At 73.7% G+C, this 25,427-nt stretch carries 26 protein-coding genes; 8 read left to right on the forward strand and 18 right to left on the reverse strand.

Annotated features, from left to right (window positions below; translation table 11 throughout):
* Positions 1–45: 45 nt before the first annotated feature.
* Genes ACWEFJ_RS08810 through ACWEFJ_RS08835 form a run of 6 tightly spaced genes read right to left on the reverse strand, consistent with a single transcriptional unit; the run spans position 46 to position 6,178 of the window.
* A complete protein-coding gene (locus ACWEFJ_RS08810) occupies positions 46–1,140 on the reverse strand; it encodes an MCE family protein (protein WP_449713348.1) in 1,095 nt (364 codons plus the stop codon).
* Positions 1,137–2,105, reverse strand: a complete 969-nt coding sequence (locus ACWEFJ_RS08815; protein ID WP_449713349.1) for an MCE family protein — start codon at positions 2,103–2,105, stop codon at positions 1,137–1,139. Before ACWEFJ_RS08815 ends, ACWEFJ_RS08810 begins: the two co-directional genes overlap by 4 nt.
* Positions 2,105–3,112: an MCE family protein gene (locus ACWEFJ_RS08820; protein WP_449713350.1), complete on the reverse strand. Its 1,008-nt coding sequence runs from the start codon at positions 3,110–3,112 to the stop codon at positions 2,105–2,107. Before ACWEFJ_RS08820 ends, ACWEFJ_RS08815 begins: the two co-directional genes overlap by 1 nt.
* Complete coding sequence (locus ACWEFJ_RS08825) at positions 3,112–4,077, reverse strand: MCE family protein (protein ID WP_378094247.1); 966 nt, start codon at positions 4,075–4,077, stop codon at positions 3,112–3,114. The genes ACWEFJ_RS08820 and ACWEFJ_RS08825 overlap by 1 nt, the downstream gene beginning before the upstream one ends.
* Complete coding sequence (locus ACWEFJ_RS08830; protein WP_449713351.1) at positions 4,074–5,090, reverse strand: MCE family protein; 1,017 nt, start codon at positions 5,088–5,090, stop codon at positions 4,074–4,076. Before ACWEFJ_RS08830 ends, ACWEFJ_RS08825 begins: the two co-directional genes overlap by 4 nt.
* Entirely contained in the window at positions 5,087–6,178 is a 1,092-nt protein-coding gene (locus tag ACWEFJ_RS08835; protein WP_449713352.1) for an MCE family protein, read from the reverse strand. The genes ACWEFJ_RS08830 and ACWEFJ_RS08835 overlap by 4 nt, the downstream gene beginning before the upstream one ends.
* Positions 6,179–6,621: 443 nt before the next feature.
* On the opposite strand from ACWEFJ_RS08835, the gene ACWEFJ_RS08840 reads away from it, so the two are divergent.
* Complete coding sequence (locus tag ACWEFJ_RS08840) at positions 6,622–7,893, forward strand: helix-turn-helix domain-containing protein (RefSeq protein ID WP_378094240.1); 1,272 nt, start codon at positions 6,622–6,624, stop codon at positions 7,891–7,893.
* Here the strand turns inward: ACWEFJ_RS08840 and ACWEFJ_RS08845 are convergent.
* Complete coding sequence (locus tag ACWEFJ_RS08845) at positions 7,865–8,488, reverse strand: hypothetical protein (RefSeq protein ID WP_449713353.1); 624 nt, start codon at positions 8,486–8,488, stop codon at positions 7,865–7,867. The two genes, ACWEFJ_RS08840 and ACWEFJ_RS08845, sit on opposite strands and share 29 nt — an antisense overlap.
* Positions 8,489–8,727: 239 nt before the next feature.
* Here ACWEFJ_RS08845 and ACWEFJ_RS08850 point away from each other — a divergent pair, with 239 nt between their 5' ends.
* Together ACWEFJ_RS08850 and ACWEFJ_RS08855 are read left to right on the forward strand one after the other, a co-directional pair.
* Complete coding sequence (locus ACWEFJ_RS08850; protein ID WP_449713354.1) at positions 8,728–9,339, forward strand: DUF6801 domain-containing protein; 612 nt, start codon at positions 8,728–8,730, stop codon at positions 9,337–9,339.
* Positions 9,340–9,421: 82 nt separating this feature from the next.
* Positions 9,422–10,336, forward strand: coding sequence for a DUF6801 domain-containing protein (locus ACWEFJ_RS08855; RefSeq protein ID WP_449713355.1), 915 nt, complete (start codon positions 9,422–9,424; stop codon positions 10,334–10,336).
* A 142-nt stretch (positions 10,337–10,478) separates the two neighbouring features.
* On the opposite strand, the gene ACWEFJ_RS08860 is transcribed toward ACWEFJ_RS08855, so the two are convergent.
* Positions 10,479–11,204 carry an ANTAR domain-containing protein gene (locus tag ACWEFJ_RS08860; RefSeq protein WP_378094232.1) on the reverse strand — a complete coding sequence of 242 codons (726 nt, stop codon included), beginning with the start codon at positions 11,202–11,204 and terminating at the stop codon, positions 10,479–10,481.
* A gap of 58 nt (positions 11,205–11,262) precedes the next feature.
* Here ACWEFJ_RS08860 and ACWEFJ_RS08865 point away from each other — a divergent pair, with 58 nt between their 5' ends.
* The 3 genes from ACWEFJ_RS08865 to ACWEFJ_RS08875 are packed head-to-tail and all read left to right on the forward strand — an operon-like array spanning position 11,263 to position 14,165.
* Positions 11,263–11,922, forward strand: coding sequence for a response regulator transcription factor (locus tag ACWEFJ_RS08865; RefSeq protein WP_378094230.1), 660 nt, complete (start codon positions 11,263–11,265; stop codon positions 11,920–11,922).
* The gene (locus ACWEFJ_RS08870; RefSeq protein WP_378094228.1) at positions 11,923–13,284 is read left to right on the forward strand and encodes a sensor histidine kinase; all 1,362 of its coding nucleotides are present in this window, start codon (positions 11,923–11,925) and stop codon (positions 13,282–13,284) included. It abuts the gene before it with no gap.
* Positions 13,281–14,165 (forward strand): TAXI family TRAP transporter solute-binding subunit, encoded by an 885-nt coding sequence (locus tag ACWEFJ_RS08875; protein WP_378094226.1) that lies wholly within the window; start codon positions 13,281–13,283, stop codon positions 14,163–14,165. Before ACWEFJ_RS08870 ends, ACWEFJ_RS08875 begins: the two co-directional genes overlap by 4 nt.
* A gap of 170 nt (positions 14,166–14,335) precedes the next feature.
* Here ACWEFJ_RS08875 and ACWEFJ_RS08880 read toward each other — a convergent pair whose 3' ends face one another.
* From ACWEFJ_RS08880 to ACWEFJ_RS08920, 9 genes are all read right to left on the reverse strand, one after another.
* Complete coding sequence (locus ACWEFJ_RS08880; RefSeq protein ID WP_449713356.1) at positions 14,336–14,896, reverse strand: DUF5655 domain-containing protein; 561 nt, start codon at positions 14,894–14,896, stop codon at positions 14,336–14,338.
* Between the two features lie 18 nt (positions 14,897–14,914).
* Positions 14,915–15,880, reverse strand: coding sequence for a VWA domain-containing protein (locus ACWEFJ_RS08885; protein ID WP_378094222.1), 966 nt, complete (start codon positions 15,878–15,880; stop codon positions 14,915–14,917).
* Positions 15,880–16,761, reverse strand: a complete 882-nt coding sequence (locus ACWEFJ_RS08890; protein ID WP_378094255.1) for a DUF58 domain-containing protein — start codon at positions 16,759–16,761, stop codon at positions 15,880–15,882. The genes ACWEFJ_RS08885 and ACWEFJ_RS08890 overlap by 1 nt, the downstream gene beginning before the upstream one ends.
* Before the next feature lie 65 nt (positions 16,762–16,826).
* Positions 16,827–17,858 (reverse strand): AAA family ATPase, encoded by a 1,032-nt coding sequence (locus ACWEFJ_RS08895; protein WP_378094220.1) that lies wholly within the window; start codon positions 17,856–17,858, stop codon positions 16,827–16,829.
* 160 nt (positions 17,859–18,018) lie between these two features.
* The gene (gene mobA / locus ACWEFJ_RS08900; RefSeq protein ID WP_378094218.1) at positions 18,019–18,564 is read right to left on the reverse strand and encodes a molybdenum cofactor guanylyltransferase; all 546 of its coding nucleotides are present in this window, start codon (positions 18,562–18,564) and stop codon (positions 18,019–18,021) included.
* Positions 18,565–18,584: 20 nt separating this feature from the next.
* On the reverse strand, positions 18,585–19,331 hold the full coding sequence (locus ACWEFJ_RS08905) for an MHYT domain-containing protein (protein ID WP_378094216.1): 747 nt from the start codon (positions 19,329–19,331) through the stop codon (positions 18,585–18,587).
* Positions 19,332–19,568: 237 nt separating this feature from the next.
* Complete coding sequence (locus ACWEFJ_RS08910) at positions 19,569–19,721, reverse strand: hypothetical protein (protein WP_449713357.1); 153 nt, start codon at positions 19,719–19,721, stop codon at positions 19,569–19,571.
* 6 nt (positions 19,722–19,727) lie between these two features.
* On the reverse strand, positions 19,728–21,155 hold the full coding sequence (locus tag ACWEFJ_RS08915) for a diguanylate cyclase domain-containing protein (RefSeq protein WP_449713358.1): 1,428 nt from the start codon (positions 21,153–21,155) through the stop codon (positions 19,728–19,730).
* A complete protein-coding gene (locus ACWEFJ_RS08920; protein WP_449713359.1) occupies positions 21,152–21,943 on the reverse strand; it encodes an alpha/beta fold hydrolase in 792 nt (263 codons plus the stop codon). Before ACWEFJ_RS08920 ends, ACWEFJ_RS08915 begins: the two co-directional genes overlap by 4 nt.
* Positions 21,944–22,264: 321 nt before the next feature.
* On the opposite strand from ACWEFJ_RS08920, the gene ACWEFJ_RS08925 reads away from it, so the two are divergent.
* Both ACWEFJ_RS08925 and ACWEFJ_RS08930 read left to right on the forward strand, forming a co-directional pair.
* Entirely contained in the window at positions 22,265–23,011 is a 747-nt protein-coding gene (locus ACWEFJ_RS08925) for an SAM-dependent methyltransferase (RefSeq protein WP_378090866.1), read from the forward strand.
* 254 nt (positions 23,012–23,265) lie between these two features.
* Positions 23,266–24,048 carry an ion transporter gene (locus tag ACWEFJ_RS08930; protein ID WP_378090865.1) on the forward strand — a complete coding sequence of 261 codons (783 nt, stop codon included), beginning with the start codon at positions 23,266–23,268 and terminating at the stop codon, positions 24,046–24,048.
* On the opposite strand, the gene ACWEFJ_RS08935 is transcribed toward ACWEFJ_RS08930, so the two are convergent.
* Positions 24,045–25,349, reverse strand: coding sequence for an NlpC/P60 family protein (locus ACWEFJ_RS08935; RefSeq protein WP_449713360.1), 1,305 nt, complete (start codon positions 25,347–25,349; stop codon positions 24,045–24,047). The genes ACWEFJ_RS08930 and ACWEFJ_RS08935 overlap by 4 nt on opposite strands.
* Between the last annotated feature and the right edge of the window lie 78 nt (positions 25,350–25,427).

Raw genomic sequence — 25,427 nt, forward strand, 5'->3', positions numbered from 1 at the left:
AACGCGTGTGTCCTACGTTCAGGTACCCCGAGTTCAACGCTCAGGTCAGCGCGGGGCGTTGTGGGAGCCCCGGACGTTGGTCGCCGAGCCGCGCGGGAGGGTGCACGCCGCGCTCGTGTTGAACGGGCCGGCGGACGTGTCCAGCCCGCTCCGCCGCCGGGTGCCCTCGTAGCCCGCCTCGCACGGCGGGGGCTCGAAGAACGTCAGCGCCAGCCCGAACCGCGCCTGCCCGGACGCCAGCGTGGACGCGCCCACCGACACCGCGTCCGGCAGCGTCACCAGCACCTCCTCCACCGCCCCCTGCCGCGTGACCAGCACGTCGGCCGTGGTCAGGAGGTTCGCCAGGACGACCCCGAGGTTCGGCCCCGACTCCCGCAGCAGGGCGCTGACCTGCGCCGACGCCCCGGGCACGGCCCCGATCAGCCGCCGCAGGTCCCCGTCGCCCGCCCGCAGCCGCGCCGCCACCAGCAGGGCGCTGTCCGCGAACGACTCGATCGCCGCCGCGTGGTCCACCTGCGTCCGCAGCACGGTGGCCGAGTCGGTGAGCAGCCGGGTGGTCTGCGGCAGGTGGGCGGTCGCGGTCGCCACGAACTCCGCCGTGGCGTCCAGCAGCGCCTGGAGGTCCGGCCCGGTCCCCCGCAACGCCTGGTCCAGCTCGTCCACCACGGTCCGCAACGAGTCCTGCGGCACCGAGCGGGCCAGGTCGTCCAGGCTCGCCAGCACCCGCTCCACCGGCAACGGCAGCGTGGTGCGCGCCCGCGGGATCACCGAGCCGTCACCCAGGAACGGCCCACCGCCGCCCCGCGGTCGCAGGTCGACGTACTGCTCGCCCACCGCCGACCGGTTGGCCACCACGGCGTCCAGGTCCGCCGGGATCGGCGGCGCGCCCGCCGCGATGCGCAACTCGACCTCGACCTGCCCGTCGCCCAGCCGCACGGGACCGACCCGGCCCACCGGCACGCCCCGGTACGTCACCTCGCCGCCGGTGAACAGCCCGCCGGTCCGGGCCAGCTCCAGCCGGACCACGTACCCGTCGTCCACCACCACGAGCCCGGCGTACCTGGCGCTCACGTAGCTGACGCCGAGCAGCGCGACGACGACGAACAACGCGATCCGCACCCTGGTCCGCCCGGTGATCATCGACGGCCTCCCGGCGGGGTCAGCGTCAGGTACGCGTTGAGGTAGTCGCCCTTGATCCCGTCCAGCACCGCGTCGGTGAACGGGAACGTCAGCAGCATCTCCAGCGACTGCGGCAGGTTCTGCCCGGACTCGGCGAGCCGCCGCAGCGTCGGCTCCAGCGCCCGCAGGTCGGCCACCAGGTCGTCCCGGCTCCGGTCGACGGTGTCCACGGCCACGTCGGACAGCTCGTCCACCGCGTCCAGCAGCCCGACGAGCTGCCCGCGCTGCTCGTGCAGCACCCGCAACCCCGGCTCCAGCCCGTCCAGCACCTCGCCGATGTCGTCCTTCCGGGACTCCAAAGCGGACGCGAGGCGGTTCATCCCGTCCAGCGCACGGGTGATCTCGCCCTTGTGCGAGTCCAGCGCCCCCACGAACGTGTCCAGGGTGGACAGCAGCGACCGCACCGCGGCCTCGTTGCCGGACAACGCCGCGCTCAGCTCCCGCGAGATCTCCTGGAGCTGCCCGATCCCGCCGCCGTTGAGCAGCATCGACAGCGCGCCGAACACCTCCTCCACCTCGGGGTTGCGGTTGGTCCGGGTCACGGGGATCAACGCGCCGTCCACCAGCGGCGACGCCGACCGCTCGGCCGGCGCGACCAGCTCGACGTACTTCTCGCCCAGCAGGCTCGACTGCCGCAGCAGGGCCAGCGCGTTGGCCGGCAGCAGCACGTCACCGCGCACCGCGACCCGCACCAGCGCCGTCGAGCCGTCCTCGGACAACGCGATGTCCTCGACCTTGCCCACCGGCACGTCGTCCACCTTCACCCCGGCCTGCGGCACGAGGTCGAGCACGTCGTCGAACTCGACGGTCACCCGGTACGGCCGGTCGCCGAGGTCCGCGCCGCCGGGCAGCGGCAGGTCGTACGCGCTCGGCGTGGCCGAGCACCCGGTCAGCACGAGCACGAGCACCAACGCCGCCCACCGCATCACCGCGCACCCCCCGGCACGCTGAGCAGGTCGGCCACGAACTCGTCCAGGTTGGCCCGCGCGGTCAACGTCCCGGTCCGCGGGTCGTAGGCGTCGACCACGTTGTGCAGCGCGACGGGCGCGACCTCGACCACCTCCGCCAGCGACTGCTGCTGCCGGACGAGCACCCCGGTCAACGCGGCGAGGTCGTCCACCGTGGACCGCACCCGGTCGCGGTTGTCGTGCACGAAGTCCCGCACCTGCTCCAGGGCCGCGGCCAGCTCGCCCAGCGCCGCGCCGAGGTCCTCCCGTTCGGCGGCGAAGAAGCCGGACACGTCGGCCAGCTGGTCGACCAGCCGCCCCACCTGCTCGTCGTCGGCCGCGAGCACGGAGGTGAACCGCTGGAGGTGGTCCACGGCGCCGAACAGGTCCTCGCGCGACCCGGCCAACGTCCGGGCCGCGTCCGCGAGCTGCCGGACCGACTCGTTCAGCGCGCCGCCCGTCCCGTCGAGGTTGGCCGCGCCCGTGCGCAGGAGGTCGGACAGCGCGCCCTCGCGGTTCGCGCCGTCCGGGCCGAGCGCGGTCAGCACCCGGTCCAGGCTCGCGTACAGCTCGTCCAGCTCGACCGTGCCCGCGGTCCGCGCGGCCGGGATCACCGCGCCGGGGGCGAGCTTGTCGCCGCCGGTGTAGACGGGGGTGAGCTGCACGTACCGGTCGGCCACGACGGTCGGCGACACGATCACGGCGCGGGCGTCGGCGGGCACGTCCACGCCCTCGTCCAGCTCCAGGTCCACCCGCACGGACGCGCCGTCGGGCGCCACGGCGGCCACCCGGCCCACCTTCACCCCGAGCACCCGCACGTCCGAGCCCTCGTACACGCCGACGGCGGCGGCGAACTGCGCCGTCACGCGGGTCGGCGAGGGCTGGAGGAAGACCCACCACACCGCGGCGGTCACGACGAGCACCACGGCGTACCACTGCGCCAGCCCGACGACGAGGCGGCGGTCGGCCCGCGTCCGGATGAACATCAGCGCTCCCCCTGCGGGCAGTCGCGCCGCGCGCCGGGCTCGACGACCAGGCCGCACAGGTAGGTGTCCACCCACCGGCCGTTGCCCAGGGAGTTGGTGAGCAGCCGGTAGTAGGGCCCGGCCAGGGCGAGCCCCCGGTCCAGCGCGTCCTGGTTGTCCCGCAGCACGTCGGTGACGCGCTCCAGCCGCTCCAACGCGGGCCGCAACTGCTCCTGGTTGTCCGCGACCAGGCCGGACAGCTCCCGGGACAGCTCCCGCGTGCCGTCCAGCAGCCGGGCGATGGCGTCCCGGCGGCGCCCGACCTCCTCCAGCAGCAGGTTGCCGTCGGTGATGAGCGCGGCGAAGTCCTCGTTCCGCGCCGCCAGCACCCCGCTGACCCGGTTCGCGCCCTCGACCAGCGACGCCAGCTGCTCGTCGCGGGAGGAGATCGTCTTCGACAGCGCCGACAGGCCGTCCAACGCCTGCCGCACGTGCTCGGGCGAGTCGCGGAAGGCGTCCGACAGCACCCGGAAGCTCTCCGCGAGCCGGTCCGTGTCGATCGCCGCGACCGTGGCCGAGAGCCCGTTGAACGCCTCGACCACGTCGTACGGCGAGGTGGTGCGCTCGACCGGGATGGCGCCGGTGAGCGGGTCGTGGCCCGCGGGCTCCAGCGCCAGGTACTTCTGCCCGAGCAGGGTCTTGATCCGGATCTCGGCCCGGCTGCGGTCGCCCAGCTCGACGCCCTCGACCCGGAACGCCACCCGCACCCGGCCCTCGTGCAGCCCGACGTCGGTGACCGCGCCGACCTTCAGGCCCGCGACGCGGACCTCGTCGTCCACGCGCAGGCCGGCCGCCTCGGTGAAGTCGGCGGTGTGCACGGCGCCGCCGCCGAAGAACGGCAGGTCCTCCAGGAAGAAGGTGAGCAGGGCGGTGACCGCGACGACCAGGAGCCCGACAGCTCCCAGCAGCACCGGTCTGCGGGTCATCGGTGACACCTCGATTCGGTCACGGGGATGCCGACCGGCGGGCCGCCGGGCGCGGGCGACGCCTGCGAGGAGGCGAAGCACAGGTAGAAGTTGAGCCAGGAGCCGTAGGACGCGGTGCGGCCGATGGCCTCGAACTTCACCGGCAGGGTGCGCAGGAACGGCTCCAGCTCCGGCGCGTCGCCGAGGGTGCCCGCGAGCAGCCCGAGCGCGGCGATGTCGTCCTTGAGCGGTTGGCGGCCCTGCTCCAGCAGCGACGCCGTGCTGTCGCTCAACGCGGCCAGGCCGGTGATGGCGTCGCCGATCGGCTGCCGGTCGGCGGCGAACCCGGACACGAGCTGCCTCATCGACGTGAGCAGGGCGTCGAGCCGGTCGTCGCGCGACTCGACCGTCTCCAGCACCGCGTTGAGGTTCTCGACCACCTCGCCGATCACGTCGTCCTTGGCGGCCAGCGCGGTGGTGAGCGACGCGGTGTGCGCGAGCAGGCTCTCGACCGTGCCGCCCTCGCCCTGGAGCACCTGGACGATCTCCAGGGAGAGCTTGTTCACGTCCTCCGGGTTCAGCGCCTGGAACAGCGGCTTGAAGCCGTTGAACAACGCGGTCAGGTCGAGCGCGGGCGTGGTCCGCTCGACCGGGATCAGGCCACCGGGCGGCAGCGTGGCGTCGACCCGCCCGGCGGGCTGCTCCAGCGCGACGTACCGCTGCCCCACCAGGTTGCGGTACTTGACGGTGGCGGTGACGTCGGCGGACAGCCGCCTGCCGTCCGCGACGGAGAACCCGACGTCCACGAACCGGTCGTCCACCAGCTCCAGCGACTCGACCTGGCCGACCTTGACCCCGGACATGCGCACGTCGTCGCCCTCGGCCAACGCCGTGACGTCGGTGAACCGCGCGGTGTAGGCGACGGTGCCGCCGACCCGGCTGCCCGCGATGGTCGCCGCCAGGAAGGCGGTCGCGGCGATCGTGACCGCGGCGAACACCAGGAACTTCGTCAGCGGCGCGGCGAGGGGTCTCATCGGGCTCCCATCAGCAGGCCGGCCCAGTCGGGCACCCGGTCCGGGGCCACGGCGGTGAGCGGGCCGGTCGGGCAGTGCGGTCCGCCGCCGCGCCGGTGCGCCGGCTCGTCCCGGCCGGGCACGTACGCCTCACCCGGCGGGACGACGGTGACCTCGGCGTGCACGCCCGGCTGGTCGGTGCCCTTGCCCAGCACCTCGTCCATGCGCGGCCGGAGGGCGTTGACGGCGGCGAGCACACACGGGAACTCGGGCGAGTAGGTGGCGACCAGTTCGAGCGTCGGCCGGGCGCGGTCGGCCAGCGCGACCGCGGTCTCGCCGTGGGCGCGGACGAACCCGGTGAGGTCCGCGGCGGCGGTCGTGAGGCTGCCGTACACGGCGTCGAGGTTCGCGCGCTGGTCGGCGAGCGTGCGGCTGACCGCGGTGGCGTCCGCCAGCGCCCGCACCAGGTCCGGGCCGGCGTCCGCGTACACCCCGGCGACGTCGGCGAACCGGGTGATGTCCTCCTGGAGCACCGGGAGCTGCGGGTTCAGCTCGCGCAGGTACGCGTCGAGCCGCGCGATCGCCTGCCCCAGGGTCGCCCCGCGACCGCGCAGCGCCCGGGCCGCCGAGGTGAGCGCGGCGGCGAGCTTGTCCGGCCGGACCGCCTGCAACGTGGGCATCAGGTCGGTGAGCACCCGTTCCAGCTCGATCGCGGCGGACGTGCGGTCCTGCTCGATCACGTCGCCCTCGCCGAGCGAGCCGGTCGGGTCGGCGGGCGGTTCCAGGCTGACGAACCGCTCGCCGAACAGGGTCTTGGGCAGCAGCCGGGCGGTCACGTTCGCCGGGATGCGGCGCACCTGGTCGGGGTGCAGGGCCAGCTCCACCTCCGCGCCGTCGCCGCGCGAGCGGATGGCGCGCACCTCCCCCACCGGCACGCCGAGCAGCTTCACGTCCGAGTCGCGCTGGAGCTGGTTGCCGACGTGGTCGGTGCGCAGCAGCACCGCCACCCGCGAGGCGAACGCCTTCCGGTAGGCCGCGACGGACACGCCGCACGCCGCGACCAGGAGCGCGGCCAACAGCAGCCCCAACAGGCGTCGACGCAATACCACGGCGTTCTCCGGGGATACGTGGAATAAACCGGAAATCACGTTACCGGCGGGTACGTTACTGACGGACGTGGCCGCGCACAAGGATCGCCGGGAATTGTCAGGAGCGTGACAAAAACGGGGTGACGAACACTCACGTGGATGCACAAAGACGTGTGCGACCTGGCGTCCCGACTCGTGCCCGGACTATGCGTTGACGGGTTGTCGAGAATCGGGGGCACGGGCGTGGCACAGGCACCGGAACGCATTCGGGCGCGGCACCGCACCGCAATGGAGCAGCCCTTCCCACCCGATCAGGCGCTCCGGTGGTCACGGCCGGTGCACGACCGCTCGGACCACCGGCCACCGGCGTCTTTGTCACACCCGTGCGCGTGGTTGACAACTTTTCATGATCAAAAATACAGTGTTCGGAATCACACCCGACCGTTTGGTGGTGGGCGAGCAGCATGAACAGAACCGGAGAAGTCACCGCCTCCGAGTTACCGCTCATCGGGAACGCGGACCTGTGGGAGCAACTGCCCGCCGACCTGGCGCCGAAGTTCCGCGCCAGGGCGGGCGACGTGGCCGTGGACATGGTCCGGGAAATCCAGAACCAGATCGCCGAGTATTCGCAGAAGCTGGAGGGGATGTTCGGCCAAGTGGTGGTCGAGGGGGTGGAACAGGCGATCCACCAGTTCATCGACCGGATGGTCGACCCGACCGCGCAGCGCGAGGACCGGGCGAAGTTGTTCCGCATGCTCGGCAAGCTGGAGGTCAGCGCGGGCCGCAGCCTCGACCTGCTCCAGACCGCCTACCGGATCGGCGCGCGGGTCGCGTGGCGGCGGATCTCCGAGTTCGGGCAGACCGAGCGCGTGCCGCTGGCCACCATGTGCCTGATCGCGGAGGCGATCTTCGCCTACATCGACGAGCTGTCGCTGCGCTCGATGGAGGGCTACGCCGAGGCCCAGGCCCGGCACGCGGGCGCGGTGCAGCGGCGGCGCAAGCGGTTGCTGGAGCTGCTGCTGGGCGAGCCCGGCTACCACCCGAACGCGCTGGCGGAGCTGGCCGAGGCCGCGCACTGGCCGCTGCCGGACAAGGTGCTCGTGGTGGCGCTGGAACGGCGCACCGACCAGCACCAGCTCCCGATCCCGGCGCTGCACGAGGACATCCTGATGGACTTGGAGGGCAGCGAGCCGTGCCTGCTGCTCACCGACCCGGAACGGCAGCTCGTCGCGCTGGAGCAGAAGCTCGGCGGCTGGCGCGCGGCCGTCGGGCCGGTCGTGCCGCTGGCCTCGGCACGGCAGTCGCTGCGCTGGGCGCGCCGCACCATCACGCTGATCCAGTCGGGCGTGATCGAGGACCGGCCGATGGTGGACGCCTCCGAACACCTGTCGACCCTGCTGCTGCTCGGGGACGAGGAGCTGGTGCGGCAGCTGGTGCGGCGGACGCTGGCCCCGCTGGAGGGGCTGACGCCGAAGCAGCAGCAGCGGATGAGGGAGACGATGACGGCGTGGGTGGAGACCCGGGGCAGCGCGCCGGAGGTGGCGTCGAGCCTGGCCGTGCACCCGCAGACGGTGCGCTACCGCCTGCGGCAGCTGGAGGAGCTGTTCGGCGATCGGCTGCACGACCCGGACGCGTTGTTCGACATGGGCATCGCGCTGCGCGCCTCGCGGCTGCTGAACGGGCAGCCGGCGGCGGGCGCGACCGGGTTCACGGGGTCGGGAGCAAGGTCAGCGTGAGGTCGATGGCGTTGCCCGGCCCGGAGATCAGACCGGTGAACAGCGGGTCGAGCCGCTCGCGCCCCAGGCAGTCCCCGAACGACGGGATCGCGTAGACGCCCGTCAGCCGCATCTGCGCCAGCTCGAAGGGACCCGCGAGCCCCAGCGACGCCGGTTCGGCGGTCGCGCACGCCGGACCGGCGTCCAGCGGCTGCTCGTTCACCGCGACGTCGCCGAGCCCGATGTCGACCTCGGCGCGCGCTTCGACCTGCCCCTCGCTGATCGTGCCGGACACCCGGCCGACCGGGGTCAGCGTGGTACGCGCCGTGGTCGGCACGAAGCCGAAGACGACGAAGTAGCCGTCGGCCGGAGGCAGCCACAGGTCCCCGGTGATCGTGCCGGACGCGAGGTCGATCTCGGCGTCCAGCCTGCCGGGGCCGATGACGAGGTCGGACTGGAGCTTGGCGATCCGCGTCACGCCGTCGACCTGGTAGGACACCCGGATCCCCGCGACGGGCCGCGGCGCGGGCCCCTCCCCGTGCCGCACGACCGGCGCCGGGGACGTCGACGCGGCCAGCACCGCGATGAGGGCGGCCAGCACCGCCGCGATCCTCACGACCCCGCTCCGCTCATTCTTCGAAACTACTTCCGCGGCTGCGGCGCGACAAGTCCGGACGATTCTTTGTCACGCGCGTGATAAGTCTTTCGGACCCTTTTGTAGAACCTGACACACCCTCGGAAACGCCGAGAAGAATGCTTGCCGAACCTGCCCGACATAGCTACTTTACTGACCAGTAGCCCCTGCGGCACTCCGAAACAACTGTTTTCCGCACTGCTCTCGACGAGGAGACGCACATGCAGAAACGAACTGGCCGTACGGTCGTCGGCATGATCGCGGTCGCGACCGCCGTCGCCGGCGCGGTGACGTTCGCCGGCGCGGGCACCGGCGCGGCCGCCACCGCCAGCCTCACCCTCGCCTACAGCTGCCCGTTCCCGCTGATCGGCACGCAGGACATGACCGTGCGCATCCAGGTCGCCGACCTGGCCGACTCGGCGGTGGTCGGCCAGCCGGTCCCGCCGACCAAGGTCACCGCCACCGCGACGGTGCCGGCGACCGCGACGAGCGGCCTGCGGCTGGTGGGCGCCTCGACCGTGGAGGGCACCGCCCGGTCGCAGGTGACGGTGGACAACGCCGGCACGCCGGTCCCGGTCGTGGCGAACCTGACGGTGGCCAAGACGAACATCCCGCTCGCGGGGTCGTTCAACACCGTCGCCACGGGCGGCACGCCGTCGTTGACCTTCACCACGGCGGGCGTGAGCACGGTCCGGCTGGGCGCGTTCAGCACCACGCTGACGCCGCGCACGTCCAGCGGCGGCCTGACCGGCCTGGGCACGTTCACCTCCAACTGCACGCTGAAGCCGAACCAGAACACGCTGCTCCACACGTTCACCGTGGCGCCCGCGTGAGCGCCCACCAGCGGTGACCACACCACACCGTCGCGGGCCGGTGCCACCACCGGCCCGCTCGGTCGTCCCGGGGAGACCTGCCATGAGAGTGCGAGACAGGGTGGCCGCGCTGGCCGTCGGCGCGGTGGTGGTCGGCGGTTCGGCCCTGGTGGGCGCGGGCGTCGGCAACGCCGCGACGGCGTCGCTGACGCTGGTCTACACCTGCCCGTTCCCGCTGATCGGCGACCAGGAGATGTCCGTCCACATCGAGGTGGCCGACCTGCCCGACTCGGCGGTGGTGAACCAGCCGACCCCGGCCACGACGGTGACCGCGACCGCCACCGTCCCGGCCACGGCGACCGAGGGCCTGGCGCTCGTGGGCGCGGCCACCGTGGAGGGCACGGCGCGGGCGACGACCCGGGCGGACAACGCGGGCACGGTGTACGACATCAACGCCGACCTCACCGTGGGGCTGACCACCGTGCCGGCGTCGGGCCCGTTCGACACGGTGGCCACGGGCGGCACGCCGCCGGTGGCGTTCCCGGCCGCGGGCTTCACCACCATCGACGTCGGCGACTTCGAGGTCACCCTCACCCCGCGCAAGGCCGACGGCTCGGAAACGGGCCTGGGCACCTTCGTCTCGCCGTGCACGCTGCTGCCCGGCCAGGCCACGCGGCTGCACGAGTTCACCGTCGAGGGCGGCACCACCACCGGGCCCACCACCACGACGACCACCGACACCTCGACGACCGAGCCGACGACGACCACCACCCCCACGGGCGGCTCCGGCACCACCACCACGACCTCGTCCGGCGGCGGCACCACGACCACCGGGACGTCGGCCACGTCCACGACGACGTCGACGCAGGCCGTGGTCCCCGTGGGCTACCCGGACCAGGGCGGCAAGCTCGCCTACACCGGGGCCGAGGTCAAGGGCGCGCTGCTGCTGGCCGGCGCGCTGCTCGCGATGGGCGGCGGCACGTTCTACCACCTGCGCCGCGCGCGTCGCCGAGCCTGACGGACCGATGCGGCGCGGCTCTCCCGGGAAGAACCGGAAAGGGCCGCGCCGCCGGAACCGGGCGGCGACGACCGATTTGCGGCACTTCACCCGTCGCGGTCGCCGAATTCCGCGGAATCGCGCCGGCGACCATTGTCGGCGGTCAGGGCTTGCGCACCGAATCGAGCAGGTTGCGCGCCACGTCGCGCAGCTTGGTGTTGTGCTGTTGCGATTCGACCACCAGCCGGCCGAACGCCTCCTCGGCGTCGATGCCGTACGCGGCCATCAGCACGCCCTTGGCCTGGTCGATCTCCGCCCGCGACTCCAGCGCGTGCTGGAGGTTCTCGATCAGGCGGCGGGAGCGCTCGTACCGGCTGAACCCGGTGATCGAGGTGGACGCGGCCGTGACGAACAGCCGCACCAGCGCCTCGTCGAACGGGTCGAACGCCCGCGGGTCGGAGCTGTACATGTTCAACGAGCCGAGCACCGTGTCCTCGACCACGATCGGCGCGGACAGGTACGCGCACACGCCCGCCTCCTCGGCGGCGGCCGCGAACTCCGGCCACCGCTCCCGACCGTCCTCGGGGGTCGCCCGGACGGGCCGCTGGGTGCGCGCCGCCTCCAGGCACGGACCGTTGCCGACCACGTACTGGTCGGTGTCGATGGCGACCACCTTGGGGTCGGTGGCCGCCGCCGTGGTCGGCCCCTCGGGCCCGACGACGGTCACGCTGACGTGCTCGGCGTCCGGGATGATCCGCGACGCCGACTCCGCCAGCTGCTGGAGGGCCTCGGCCAGGCTCTGCCCGTCGGCGAGCACGCTCGCCAGCTCTTCGAGCGCCTCACTGGCCTCGTCCAGCAGGAGGGCGGGCACGTGCTCGTCAATGCTCACAGGCACCTGTTTACACCCCGGACGCCATAATCGCCCCTACCAAAAAGGGGGTGGCCGGGTGCGCGTGCTGCTGGTCGAGGACGACGACGGGGTCGCCGACGCGCTGGTCGAGGCGCTGGAGGGCAACGACCACCGGCCCACGAGGGTGGCGCGGGGCTCGGACGCGCTGCTCGTGCACCGCGACTTCGACCTGCTGCTGCTCGACCTCGGCCTGCCGGACACCGACGGGCTGGAGGTGCTGCGCAAGATCCGCAAGGTCTCGCCGGTGCCCGTGCTGGTGCTCACGGCGCGGGGCGACGAGCGGTCGGTGGTGCGCGGCCTGCGCCTGGGCGCCGACGACTACCTGGTGAAACCCGTGCGGCTCGGCGAGCTGCTGGCCCGGATGGACGCGGTCGCGCGGCGCAGCGCGGCGCTCACCGGACCGAGGGACCGCCGGGTCCGGGTCGGCGACGTGGAGATCGACCTGGAGGGCAGGCGGGTGGTGGTCGGCGACCGGGAGGTGTCGTTGACCACGAAGGAGTTCGACGTGCTCGCCGCGCTGGCCGGCCGCGCGGGCACGGCGGTGAGCCGCCAGCAGCTCATGGACGAGGTGTGGGGCGACGCGTACCTGGCCGTGTCGCGGTCGTTGGACGTGCACCTGGCGGGTCTGCGGGCCAAGCTGGACCGCCCCGGCCTGCTCACCACCATCCGCGGTTTCGGCTACCGGCTCGGTGGGTGAATGCGCCGCCGCCTGCTGCTCGTGCTGCTGCTGTTCTCGGCCGCGGCCGTGGCGGCGTTCGCCGGGCCGCTGCTGTCGGCCACGGCCGCCGAGCGCACCCAGCGGTTCGTGCTGGCCCGCACCGGCGACCTGGACCGGTTCGCCGCGCTCGCCCAGCAGGCCGAGACCACGGGCGACAACGCGGCGCTGGCCGACGAGGTCGCCGCGTACGTCGAGCTGTACGGCGACGCGGTGGTGGTGGTCGACGCGCGGCGGCGGCCGGTCGCGCAGGCGGGGCTGACCGCGGACGACCCCGCGTTGGCCCAGGTGCTGGACGCCGCGTTGCGCAACCAGCCCACGCCCCCGGTGCCGACGGTGAAGCCGTGGTCGTCGGGGCACGTGGTGTTCGCCCGCCCGGTGGGCACGGGGACCCGGGTGGCCGGCGCGGTCGTGCTGCGGGCGTCGGTGGAGCGCGCGGCGGCGGACGTGACGGCCCGGTGGCTGCTGGTCCTCGGTGGCGCGTTGGCGGCGGCCGTCGCCTCGGTGCTGCTGGTGCTGGCGGTCACGCGGTGGCTGCTGAAGCCGTTGGCGGAGCTGGCGGTGGGCGTGCGGGCGGTGGCTGCGGGCGAGCGGCGGGCGCACGTGCCGGGCAGCAGCGGGCCGCCGGAGGTGCGGGAGCTGTCGGAGTCGTTCAACCGGATGTCCGACGCCGTCACGGAGGCGGCGGACCAGCAACGGCGGCTGATCGCGGACGCGTCGCACCAGCTGCGCAACCCGATGGCGGCGTTGCGGCTGCGCATGGACACGTTGGCCGGGCAGGTCAAGCCGGAGGGCGTGCGCGCGTACACGGCCGGGATGGCGGAGATCGAGCGGCTGGAGTCGTTGCTGGACGGGCTGCTCGCGCTGGCGTCGGCGGAGAGCGCGGCGACCGAGGTCGCGGCGGGCGGGCGTGAGCCGGAGCTGGCCGACGTGGGCGCGGTGGCGGTGGAGCGGGCGGGGTTCTGGCAGGTGCCGCTGCCGGTCACGCCCGCGTTGGCGGTGCTGGTGCGCTGCCCCGAGTCGGACCTGGCGCAGGTGCTGGACGTGCTGCTGGACAACGCGGTGAAGTACGGCGGCGCGGTGCGGGTGTCGCTGGGCGCGGACCGTGCGGCGGGGGTCGGGTGGGTCGAGGTGCGCGACGACGGTCCGGGGTTGACCGGGGAGGAGCTGGCGTTGGCCACGTCGAGGTTCTGGCGCGGGGCGTCCGGGCAGCCCGGCACCGGGTTGGGGCTCGCGATCGCGGACCAGCTCGTGAAGGCCCGGCAGGGGGTGCTGACCCTGTCGTCCGCTCCGGGCGAGGGGTTCACCGCCCGGGTGGCGCTGCCGTTGGAGCCGGCGCTGTGAACCGGCGGGTGTTCCTGCTGGGTCTGGTGGCGGCCGGGTGCGCGCCCGGCGGGCCGTCCGGGGAGGTGGCGATCGCCGCCGGTGAGCGCGGGGGCATGTACTTCGACTTCGCCACCCTGCTCGCGGCGCAACTGTCGGACGTGCGGGGGCGGGTGCTGGAGACCGAGGGCAGCCTGGCGAACCTGGCGTTGCTGGCGTCGGGCGGGGCGCAGGTGGCGTTGACCCTGGCCGACTCCGCGCGCGTGGCCGACCCGGGGTTGGAGCTGCGGGCGCTGGGCCGGGTGTACGAGAACTACCTGCAGCTCGTGGTGCGCGAGGACGACCCGGCGCGGGCGCCCGCCGACCTCGCCGGGCGGGCGGTGTCGCTGGGCGCGGAGGGGTCCGGCGCGTCGTTGTCCGGGGAGCGGATGCTGGTGGCGCTGGGGCTGCGCGGATCCGTCCGGGTGGAGCACCTGCGGCTGGGTGACGCGGTGGGCGCGTTGGCGGAGGGCCGGGTCGACGCGTTGCTGTGGTCGGGTGGCGTGCCGACGCCGAAGCTGGCCGCGTCGCCGGGGATCCGGCTGCTGCCGCTGGCCGACCTGGTGCCGGGGCTGCGGGCGGCGCACGGTTCGGTGTACGAGCAGGTGTCGGTGCCGGTCGGGGTGTACGGCGCGACGCGCGAGGTGCCGACCATCGGGGTGGCGAACCTGCTGGTGTGCCGGGCGTCGTTGCCGGACGACGTGGCCGCCGCCGTGACGCGGACGTTGGTCTCCCGTGCCGCCGCCCTGGTCCCGGAGCAGGCGCTGGGCACCCAGTTCCTCGACGTCCGCAGCCTGATCGGCACCGCCGGCCTCCCCCTGCACCCCGGCGCCGCCGCCACCTACCGCACCCTGCACGGCTGACCCACCCGCGTGTCCTACGTCCAGAACGACCGTGTCCTACGTTCCGGTACCCCGAATTCGACGTTCAGGACGGCCGGGGCTGTTCCGAGCGTTCAACTCGGGGTGCCTGAACGTAGGACACGGTGGACGCGAACGTGGGACACGCGGGTGCTGGAGGTTCGACTCACGGGTCAGGTGTTGGTGGTGTAGGCGGTGCGCAGGTGGTCCAGGGTGGTGTCGTCCACGTCGTCGGCGCTGGCGATGGCGATGCGCACGGTGACGGCTCCCGGACGGCCCGCCGGCGGGTGGGGCGGCAGGCGCAGGCCCAGGTCGACGCGGGTCCGCGTGGTCGGCTTCACGACGGCGAACGTCCGCCGGGGCGTGAGCAGCGCCACGTGCGCCTTCCGCGCCTGGACGCGCATCGGCCCCAGCAACGCCGCCTCGGCCAGCACCCGGTCGAGGATGGGGCGCAGCTCGGGACGGTCGGCGTACTGGGCGTCCACCACGCCGGCCGACGCCCAGTCCGACCGCGGGTCCATGAACTCGGGGTACCCGAACCGCTCCATCACCAGCAGCATCTGCGGGTACCCCGTGACGCCCTGCTCCCGCAGCCAGACCCGCAGGTCACGCTCGTTGTCCACGCCGGACGCGAGCACCCGCCGGTTCCACTCCGGCACGCCCTCGCCGGTGCCGCGGCGCAGCAGCGCCACGGACCAGTCGACCATCTCCCGCCAGTGCTCCGCCACCACCACGGGCGACATACTGCCCGTTCACGGCAGACGTTGCCCGAAGAGCAGCGCGCCCGCCACGGCGAGCATCCCCAGCACGGTGCCCACCGCCACCCACGGCCGCGACGCGTCGGCCTGCTTCTTCTCGTACCCGATCTGCTCGCCGAGCGTGTCGTACACCCGGCGCAGCTCCTCGGCGCTCGCGGCCTTGAAGAACTCGCCGCCGGACAGCTTCGCGATCTCCTTCATCGAGTCGTCGTCCACCGGCACGTCCTGCCGACGCCCCTCGATCTCGACCACGCCCTCCTCGGTGCCGAACGAGATCGTGGAGATCGGCACGCCCGCCTTCTTCGCGTCCTCGGCCGCGTCGAACGCGTCCCGCGTGCCCACCGTCTCCTTGCCGTCGGTCATCAGCACGACCCGCGCGGGCGGCGGCCCGTCCGCGCCGCTGACCACCTTGCCGAACGAGTCGATCGCGGCCAGCGCCGCCACGATCGCGTCACCCGTCGCGGTCGACTGGGCCAGCTTCAGCCCGTCGATGCTCTGCGTGACCGCGCCGCGGTCGGTGGTCGGCGCGACCATCACGGTGGCCGACCCGGCGAACGAGATCAGCCCCAGGTTGATGCCCGGCGTCAGCCCCTCGGCGAACGACTTGGCGGCCACCTGCGCGGCCTCCAGCCGGGACGGCTTGACGTCGGTGGCCTTCATCGACAGCGACGTGTCGATCACCAGCATCACGGTGGCGCGGTTGCGCGGCACCTTCTGCTCGGCGGTCGGCCCGGCCAGCGCCACGGTCAGCGCGATGAACGCGACCATCAGCAACGCCGCCGGCGCGTGCCGGTACCAGCCGGGGCGCTTGGGCGCGACCTTCTCCAGCATCGGCAGGTTGGCGAACCGCAGCGTCCGCTTGCGCAGCACGCGTTGCAGCACGACGTAGCACGCGACCAGCGCCGCCACGGCGACGAGCAGCAGGAACCACCACGGCGCGGTGAACCCGGACAGGCTCATCAGGCCACACCTCCCGACCAGCGGCGCTTGCGCGCCACGACGAACCGCACGGTGTCGGCGATCCAGTCCGAGTCGGTGCGCAGCACCAGGTGCCCGGCCCCGGCCCGGCGCAACCCGGCGGCCACCTCCGCCCGGTGCTCGGCCGCCGCCGCGGCGAACTCGCGGCGCAGCAGCGGCGACGCGACCACCTCGCGCTGCCGGCCCGACTCGGGGTCGGCCAGCACGACCGTGCCCACGTCGGGGAGGTCGATGTCGCGCGGGTCGATCACCTCGACGGCCACCAGGTCGTGCCGGGCGGACAACGCGCGCAGCGGGCGCTGCCAGTCGGTCGCGCCGAGGAAGTCCGAGATCACCACGACCAGGCCGCGGCGGCGCGGCGGGCGGCGCAGCTGCTCGACCACCTCGGCCAGCGAGCCGCGGGTGCCCTCGGGCGCGCGCGGCGTCTCGGCGACCTTGCGGATCAGGCCGCGCGAGTGCGCCAGGCCCCCGCGCGCGGGCACGCGGACGAGCCGGTCGCCGGTGGAGACCAGCGCGCCGATCCGGTTGCCGCCGCCGCGGGTCAGGTGCGCCACCGCGGCGGTCGCGGCCACGACCAGGTCGCGCTTCTCGCACGCCGCCGTGCCGAAGTCGAGGCTCGGCGACAGGTCGATCGCGAGCCACGTCTCCAGCTCGCGGTCAGCGACGGTCTCGCGGATGTGCGGCACGGTGGTCCGCGCGGTGACCGCCCAGTCCATCCGCCGCACGTCGTCACCGGGCTGGTAGGGCCGCGCCTCGCCGGGTTCGGAGCCCGGTCCGGGCACGAGACCCAGGTGGTTGCCCTGCAACAGGCCGTCCAGCCGGCGGCGCACCTCCAGCTCCAGCGTGCGCAGCGCGGCCTCCATCCGGCCGCCGTGCAGCACCGGCGGCGCCCAGCTCGGCCGCCCGGCGGTCGTCGGGGTCGGCTCGGTCACGGCCTGCCCGCGGGCTGCGGCGTCTGCGGACGGGCGGAGACCTGCGGCAGCGGCACGGTCTGGAGCACGCGGGTGATGATGTGGTCCAGCGGGACGCCGTCGGCGAGCGCGTCGTACGACAGCACGAGGCGGTGCCGCAGCACGTCCGGCACCACGTCCACGATGTCCTGGGGCAGCACGTAGTCGCGGCCGCGCACGAGCGCGAGGGCGCGGGCGGCGGCGATGATGCCGAGGCTGGCGCGCGGCGACGCGCCGTAGGCGACCCAGCCGGCCACGTCGGTGAGCTGGTGCTCCTTGGGCGCGCGGGTGGCGATGACCAGCCGCACCACGTAGTCGACGAGCGCGTGGTGCACGAACACCCGGGAGGCCACGCCCTGGAGGCGGACCAGCTCGTCCGGGCCGAGGACCTGGTTGGGCACCGGCGGCTCCACGCCCATCCGGTAGACGATCTCCCGTTCCTCCTCGGCCGTCGGGTACTCGACCTGGATCTTGAACAGGAACCGGTCGCGCTGCGCCTCGGGCAGGGGGTACACGCCCTCGTTCTCGATCGGGTTCTGGGTGGCCAGCACCAGGAACGGGGTGGGCATCGGGAACGTCTTGCCGCCGATGGACACGTGCCGCTCGGCCATCACCTCGAGCATGGCCGACTGCACCTTCGCGGGCGCGCGGTTGATCTCGTCGGCGAGGACGAAGTTGGCCACCACGGGGCCCAGCTCGACGTCGAAGCTCTCGCTGCCCTGGCGGTAGATGCGGGTGCCGAGGATGTCGGCGGGCACCAGGTCGGGGGTGAACTGGACGCGCGAGAACGAGCCGCCCACGACGTTGGCGAACGTCTCCACGGCCAGCGTCTTGGCCACGCCGGGCACGCCTTCCAGCAGCAGGTGGCCCTTGGCCAGCAGGCCGACGAGCATCCGCTCGACCAACCGGTCCTGGCCCACGATCACCCGCTTGACCTCGAACACGGTGCGTTCGAGCAACTGGGCGTCACGAGCCGGCGTGTGGGTCGCCTCGGCGGCGGGCTCGGACAACAGGTCCTCCTCGACAGGGTTGTACGACGGTGGTCAGTCTCCCCTGCCGACGGTGTGGCTCTTGTGAAGGGGTCCGGGTGTGCGGTATCGGGCAGCGGCGCAGCTCACGCCCGTCGGGCCGGATCTTCGCCCGGCCCGGCGGCGACCGCGGCGGAACCGGTCACGGCGCGAGGTCGCGGGGAGTGTCCACGTCCCGCGCTTCACCCGGTCGGGCGATCACGGGCGTCGGGTCGAGCGGCCCCAGGACCGACCGCGCCGAGACGTCGCGCGGGTCGGCGGGCAGCGCCCGGCGCAGCGCACCGGCCCGCCACGCGCCGGCGAGCCACTGCGCCCGCCCGTCCTCGTCCACGAGCACCGCGCCGGTGTCGGCCACGGCGGCGAGCAGGCGGTCCACGGTGGACGCGGTGATGCCCGGCTGGTCCACCGCGAGCACCACCACCAGGTCGGTCGTGACGTGGGCGAGGCCCGCGGCCAGCCCCGCGACCGGTCCGCCGCCGGGCGGGTCCTCGCGCGTCCAGCCCACGCCGGGCAGGTCGGGCGCGTCGGCCCGGCGGGGTCCGACGACGACGGTCTGCCGCGCGGACGCGACCGCGGCCAGCACGTGGTCGAGCAGGGTGCGGCCGTCGACCACGACCGACGCCTTGTCCACGCCGCCCAGCCGGCTGCCCCGACCGCCCGCCAGCACCACCGCCGCCCAGGACGTCACGGGACCACGGTAGTCGCGGGTCAGGCGGTCTCCCCCAGCGCGTCGTCGTCGGTGAACAGCATCCACAGCAGCACCGCCACGACGAGCGCGCTCGTCACGAACACGGGGAACACCAGGTCGAACGCCGTCGTGCCCTGCGGCGCGGCGATCGTCGGGTCGGTCCTGACCCGCACCGCGGCCATGCCGGTGTAGTGCATGCCGGTGACCGCCACGCCCATGATCACGCCGGCCGCGAGCCTGGCCGGCGTCGTCGTGACGACCAGGGTGAACCAGAACGCCGCGGTCGCCGCGACCACCGCGATCAGGAACGACAGCGCGACCAGCGCCGGGTCGTAGGAGACCTCGCCCTTGAACCGGATGGCGGACATGCCCAGGTAGTGCATGCCCGCCACCCCGAGCCCGGCCAGCGCGCCCGCGAGGAGCAGCCGCATCCTGGTGAACCGGATGAGCGTGACCAGGGACAACCCGATCCCCACCACGACGATCGCGACCACGGCCGACAGCGCGGTCACCGGCACGGAGTACTTGATCGTGGCGTCCGGGACGTCGAAGCCGAGCATGGCGATGAAGTGCATCAGCCAGATGCCGATGCCCCCGATGGCGAGCGCGCCCAGCAGGGTCCACCGGGTCTTGGCGGCGCGGGCGGGCTCGGCTCGGGCACGCGCCATGCAGGCGAGGCCGATGAGGGAGCCGATGACGGAGACGACGAAGGCGAACACCGGGGTGGAGAGGCCGTCGGAGAAGTGCTGCATCGAGTCGTGGTCCACGCCACTCTTACTAACTCAGCGTGATGGCATTCACCAGATCGGCCCAGCTTAATTCATTGATTCGCAATCCATCCCTGCCGATTATCTACTGTGCGTAGTTATCAGATCGGCCGAACGGCCGAGTCATAGCGCCGCGCGGGTGAGCCAGTGGTCCAGCAGCCCGATCGCCGCCGACGCTCACCCGCGCGACGTCCGGCGAGAGCCGCCGGGTCATGGTCGGCAGCAGGTCCCGGACCGTCACGTCCGCGCCGGCCCCGCCCCGCCGGCCCGTCCGGCCCCCGGGTTGATCAGCCAGGCCGTCGGCCCGTCGGACGGGCGCAGCAAGAGCAGTTGGCCGTCGCCGCGCAGCTCGACCCACGCGGGCTTGAGGAAGGCGGCCCCCTCCGCCACCGGCCGCTAGCCGCCCGCGCGGCGGCCCACGACCCGGTTGCGGCCCGCGTCCTTCGCCTGGAGCACGGCCACGCTGGCCTCCTCCACGGCGTCGGTGACGGTGGCGCCCGGCAGGACCTCCACCGCGCCGATCGACACCGTCACCACGCCGCCCGGGTTGCCCCGGTGCTCGATGCCGAGCCGCTCCACCGCCTGCCGGATCCGCTCGCCCAGCGCCAGCGCGCCGGCCAGCGGCGTGTCCGGCAGCAGCACGGTGAACTCCTCGCCCCCGTACCGGTACGCGCGGTCCCCGGCGCGGGCCGTGGCGTTGATCGCCTCGCCGACCAGGCGCAGCGTCTCGTGCCCGGCCAGGTAGCGGTAGAGGGTGTTGTAGCTGTGGAAGCGGTCGATGTCGACCAGCAGCAGGCTGTACGGCTCGCCGACGCGGTTGCGGCGGGCGTGGTCGGCGTCGAACGTGGCCGGGTTCGGCAGGCCGGTGCGCTGGTCCACCGTCGCCGCCTCGGTCAGCGCCCGGTTCTCCGCGCGCAGCTCCTCCAGCCGTTCGGCGAGCCGGTCGACCTGGTGCTTGCGGGCCAGCGCCCAGTCCTCCAGGTTCTCGTCGTAGACCGCGACGCCCACCGGCCCGATCGTCTTCGCCCGGTACATCGCGAGGTCCGCCTGGTGCACCAGGTCCTCCGCGCCGTGGCCGGGTCGGACGAACGTGATGCCCGCCGACACCGACACCCGGACCACGGCCTCGTCCAGCACGACCGGCATGGCGATCACGGCCAGGATCTCGTGCGCCGCGGCGACGGCCTGCCGCTCGTCCAGCTCGTCCAGCAGCACGGCGAACTCGTCGCCGCCCAGCCGGGCCGCCGTGCCGCGGCCGGCCACGACGGCGGCCAGCCGTGCCCCGACCAGGCGCAGCACGTGGTCGCCCGCGGCGTGCCCGTGCCGGTCGTTGACGTCCTTGAACTGGTCGAGGTCGAGGAACACCAGCACCGGTCCGGGCCCGCCGCGCACGGCCTGCTCCAGCCGCGGCAGGAACCCGGTGCGGTTGGCCAGGCCCGTCAACGCGTCGGTGTTGAGCCTGCTGCCCAGCTCGTCGGCCGTCTCCGCCCAGCCGGTGACGTCCAGCGCGACCACCACCAGGCCGCGCACGTCCGGGTCGTCGCTCAGGTCGCGGGCGATCAGGTCCACCCGCCGGTGCGCCGACCCCTCCACCGGCACCGCGCACGACAGCCGCGACGCGCCCGTGCGGCCCGCGGCGTGCAGGAACGTCCCGACCGCCGCCGCGTCGCCGGGCGCCACCAGGTCCGGCAGCAGGCCGGACGAGCAGCCGAACAACCGCAGGGCCGCCGGCGACGCCCACCGGACGCCCAGGTCACCCGGGTCCACCACGAGCACGGCGGCGTCGGCCCGTTCGAGCACCGCCCGGTGGAAACCGCCGTTCATCGCGACGCGCTGAGGAACCGCAGCAGGGCGCGGTCGAACTCGTCCGGGCGGTCGAGGTTGACCACGTGACCGGCGCCCGCCACCACGACCTTCACCGCGCCGGGCACCGAGCGGTGCAGCAGGTCGGCGACCGCGTGGATGTCGGACGAGTCGAGGTCGCCGACGACCACCAGCGTGCGCGCCCGCAGCTCGGCCACCCGGTCGATCGCGCCCACCTCGTCCGCCGGCCGGGCGAACGCGCCGCGCGACACGGCGTGGACGGCCAGCGCGCGGCACAGCTCCCGCACCCGCGGGTCCACCTCGTCCGGCGACCGGTGCGGACCGTCCACCCACATCCGCAGCAGGCACTCCGCGACCTCGTCCGCCGTGGTCGAGGCGCGCAGGCGGGCCGCCTGGTCGAGGATGAACGGGTCCGCGAACGCCATCCCGCTGACGCCGGGACCGACCAGCACGAGGGCGGCCACCCGGTCGGGGTGGGTGAGCGCGAAGTCGACGGCGGTGCGCGCGCCCAGCGACAGGCCGACCAGCGTCGCCCGGTCCAGCCCCAGCCCGTCCAGCACCGCCCTCAGGTCTTCGTGGTGGGCGAACGGGCCGGTCGGCGGCGAGGACTCCCCGTGACCCCGCGCGTCGTACCGGACCACCGCGTGATCGCGGGCCAGCAGGTCGAACTGGCGCTCCCAGGTGACGCCGCCGAGCGCGCCGCCGTGCAGCAACACGACCGGCGGCCCCTCGCCCTGCCCGAGGTAGGACAGTTCCCCGTCGTCGAGAATCAAGCGGCCGGCCGTCATGGTCCCCCCTGGACTTGACTTCCTCCCTGTGACCTTCGACGCTACCGAATCGAGGGCCGTGCATTCGAGTGATCAGGAACATTTTTCCGCAATTTCCGGGCCGCATTCCGAGATCGCTCCGAATAGGGTTCATATCCACCCCTTGTCCACTGTGGACGTCCGGGGCGGAAAAGCGGTGGACCGGCGGTGGCGGCCGGGCCTAGCCTCACCGCCGTCCGTACCCGATGTCCACGAATGAGGTGCTTCGCATGCCCGTCCGGGTCCCGGCCGCCGAGCGGCCGTTCACGCCGACCATTCCCCTGGACGTGAGGACCACCGGAAGTGGACATACCCCGTAGTTTCACCATCCGCGAAAGCACCCACCGCATCCACAACCCGATCGACGACGTCAAGCTCGCCGTCCTCGGCCGGGCGCTGCGGCCCCGGCCCGGCTGGCGCGTGCTCGACCTGGCCTGCGGGTCGGGCGAGATGCTGTGCACGTGGGCCCGTGACCACGGGCTGACCGGCGCCGGCGTCGACCTCAGCACCGCGTTCCTGGCCTCGGCGAGGGCGCGCGCGGTCGAGCTGGGTGTGGCCGACCGGGTCGAGTTCGTGCACGGCGACGCGTCCGGCCACGTCGCGGACGAGCCGGTCGACATCGCCGCGTGCGTCGGGGCGACGTGGATCGGCGGCGGCGTGCCGGGCACGGTGGAGCTGCTGCGGCGCAGCGTGCGCCCCGGCGGCCTGCTGCTGGTCGGGCACCCGTACTGGCGGCTCGACCCGCCCGACCAGGCCGCCGTCGAGGGCAGCCACGCCACCAGCCGCGACGACTACCTGTCGCTGCCGGGGCTGCTGGCCCAGTTCGGCGAGCTGGGCTGCGACGTGGTGGAGATGGTGCTGGCCGACCAGGACAGCTGGGACCGCTACGTCGCCGCGCAGTGGCTCAACACCAAGCGGTGGCTGGCGGAGAACCCGGACGACGAGCTGGCGCCCACCCTGCGCGCCGAACTCGCCGCCGACCCGGTCCGGTACGCGCGCTACCAGCGCGAGTACCTGGGCTGGGGCGTGTTCGCCCTGATGGACCGCTGACCCACCCGCGAGAGTCCTACACCCGCGCCGCGAGAGTCCAACGTTCACGCACCCCGAGTTCAACGCTCACGACGAGCGGTGGGTGACCTGAGCGTTGAATTCACGGGTCCTGGACGTAGGACTCTCGCGGCGCGAGGGGACGACTCTCGCGGTTTCACTCGATGAAGTGAATCCGGTCAAGCCGTACGGCCGGCACGCCGATGGGGCGGTGCTCGATCGGGCACCGCCCCAGACGCGTGCAGGAGGAGTTCGGCATGGCTTTGCGCGACCGCGTCCGCGACGTCGTGGACGGCAGGCGCTTCCAGCGGTTGGTCGTCGCGGTGGTCGTGGTCAACGCGATCACCCTCGGGTGCGAGACGTCACCGGCCCTGGTGTCCTCGGCCGGCGGCCTCTTCACGGTGCTCGACCGGGCCGCGATGGCGTTCTTCGTGGTCGAGCTGGCCGCCCGACTGCACGCGCACCGCCTCCGGTTCTTCCGCGACCCGTGGAGCTGCTTCGACCTCGCCGTGGTCGCGGTCGCCCTGCTGCCGGCCGCCGGGCCGCTGTCGGTGATCCGCGCCCTGCGCGTGCTGCGCGCGCTGCGGCTGGTCGCGATGGTGCCGAGCATGCGCCGCGTGGTGACCGCGCTGGTGAAGTCGATCCCCGGCCTGCTCTCGCTGTCCGGCCTGCTCGTGCTGATGCTGTACGTCGCCAGCGTGGTCGCGGTGAACCTGTTCCGCGCCGGCGGCGACCCCCGGTTCGACGGCCTCGGCCCGACCGTCCTCACGCTGTTCCAGATCACCACCGGCGACGGCTGGTCGGACGTCATGCGCGACCTGATGGCGACCCAGCCGCTGGCCTGGGTGTTCTTCGTGGCCTACCTGCTCGTCGGCACGTTCACCATGCTGAACCTGTTCATCGCGGTCGTGTGCAACGCGATGGAGTCCGACGTGCCGGCGCGCCCCGCCACGCCCGACGACGCGCTGCTGGCCGAGATCCGGGCGTTGCGCGAGGAGGTCCGGTCGCTGCGCCTGGAACCGGCGGGCGAGCACCGCTAGAGCAGGCGCGTGGCGTACGGCATGATCCCGCCGTACCGCACCGGGGCGACCCGGACGTGCGACCCGGAGAACGGGGCCTCGACCATCATCCCGCCGCCGAGGTAGAGCGCGACGTGCGTGCCGCCGCCTGGTCCCCAGAACAGCATGTCGCCGCGCCGCGCCTGGGTCAGCGGCACCTTGCGGCCCGCGTTGTACTGGTAGCCGCTGTAGTGCGGCAGGTAGACGCCGACCCCCGCGAACGCGTACATCATCAGCCCCGAGCAGTCGAAGCCGACGTTGTAGTAGTCGCCGTGCGCGTCGCCGACGCCGCCGTCGCGGATGCCGACGGTCGGGCCGTTGTAGTTGCCGCCGCCCCACGAGTACCGCACGCCGAGCTGCGCCAGGGCACGCGCGACGACCGTCTCCACGGCCGCGCTGCCGCCCGGCGCGACGACCGGCTGCGGGCGCGGGGCCTGCGGTTTCGGGGCCGCCGCGGCGAGGGCGGCCTGCCGGGCGGCTTCCTCCTCCTCGCGCCTCTTGTCCTCCAGCCACCGGTCGTACCGGGCCCGCTGCCCCTCCAGGCTCTCCACCGCGTGCAACGCCTGGTCCAGCTCGCCCTCGACCCGGGTCTTGTCGTCCTGGATGGCGCGGGCCGCGGCGGCCTGGCCCTCCTGCGCCCGCACGGCGTCCGCCTGCGCCGCGTCGGCGTCCCGCTTGGCCTGGTCGGCGGCGGCGCGCTTGCGGTCGGCCAGGTCGAGCGCGGCACGGGCGGCCGAGTCGGCGTTCGCCTGCTCGGACCGGCGTCGCTCGACGTCGGCCAACGCGTCCAGGCCGGCGTCGCCGACCGCCTCCAACAGCTGCGCGCGCGCCAGCAGGTCCTCGGGGCTGGACGCGCCGAAGTACGCCGAGACCGACCCGATGACGCTGCCCTGCTGGAAGCTCGCGGCGGCGAACTCGTCCAGGTCCGCGCGGGCGTCCTCGACGGCCCGGCCGGCGGCGTCGGCCGCGACCCGGGCCGCCTCGGCGTCCCGGCGGGCCCGGTCGGCCTCCCCCTGGGCCGCCTCCAGGTCGACCCGGGCCTTGTTGGCCAGCTCCATCCGGTACGCGACGTCGTCGGTCAGCTCCTGGAGCCGGGACTCGGCCTCGGTGAGCCGGCCGGTCAGCTCGCCGACGCGGGCGGCCTTGGCGTCGGCCTCCTGCCGGCCGGCGGCGAGGTCGGCGTCGCTGGGGTTGGGCGGGGGTGGCGGGGCCGCGTGGGCCGTGCCGGCCAGGCCCACCGCGGTGGTCAACGCGATCACGACCGGGATCACCCATCGGGTCACGATTTCCGCCTCCCCGCGCACTCGGCCGATCGGCGTTACGCCGAACGGCGTGACACGGGGCCGACTCTGCCACTCCCG

This window comes from Actinosynnema sp. NPDC004786 (assembly GCF_053601135.1).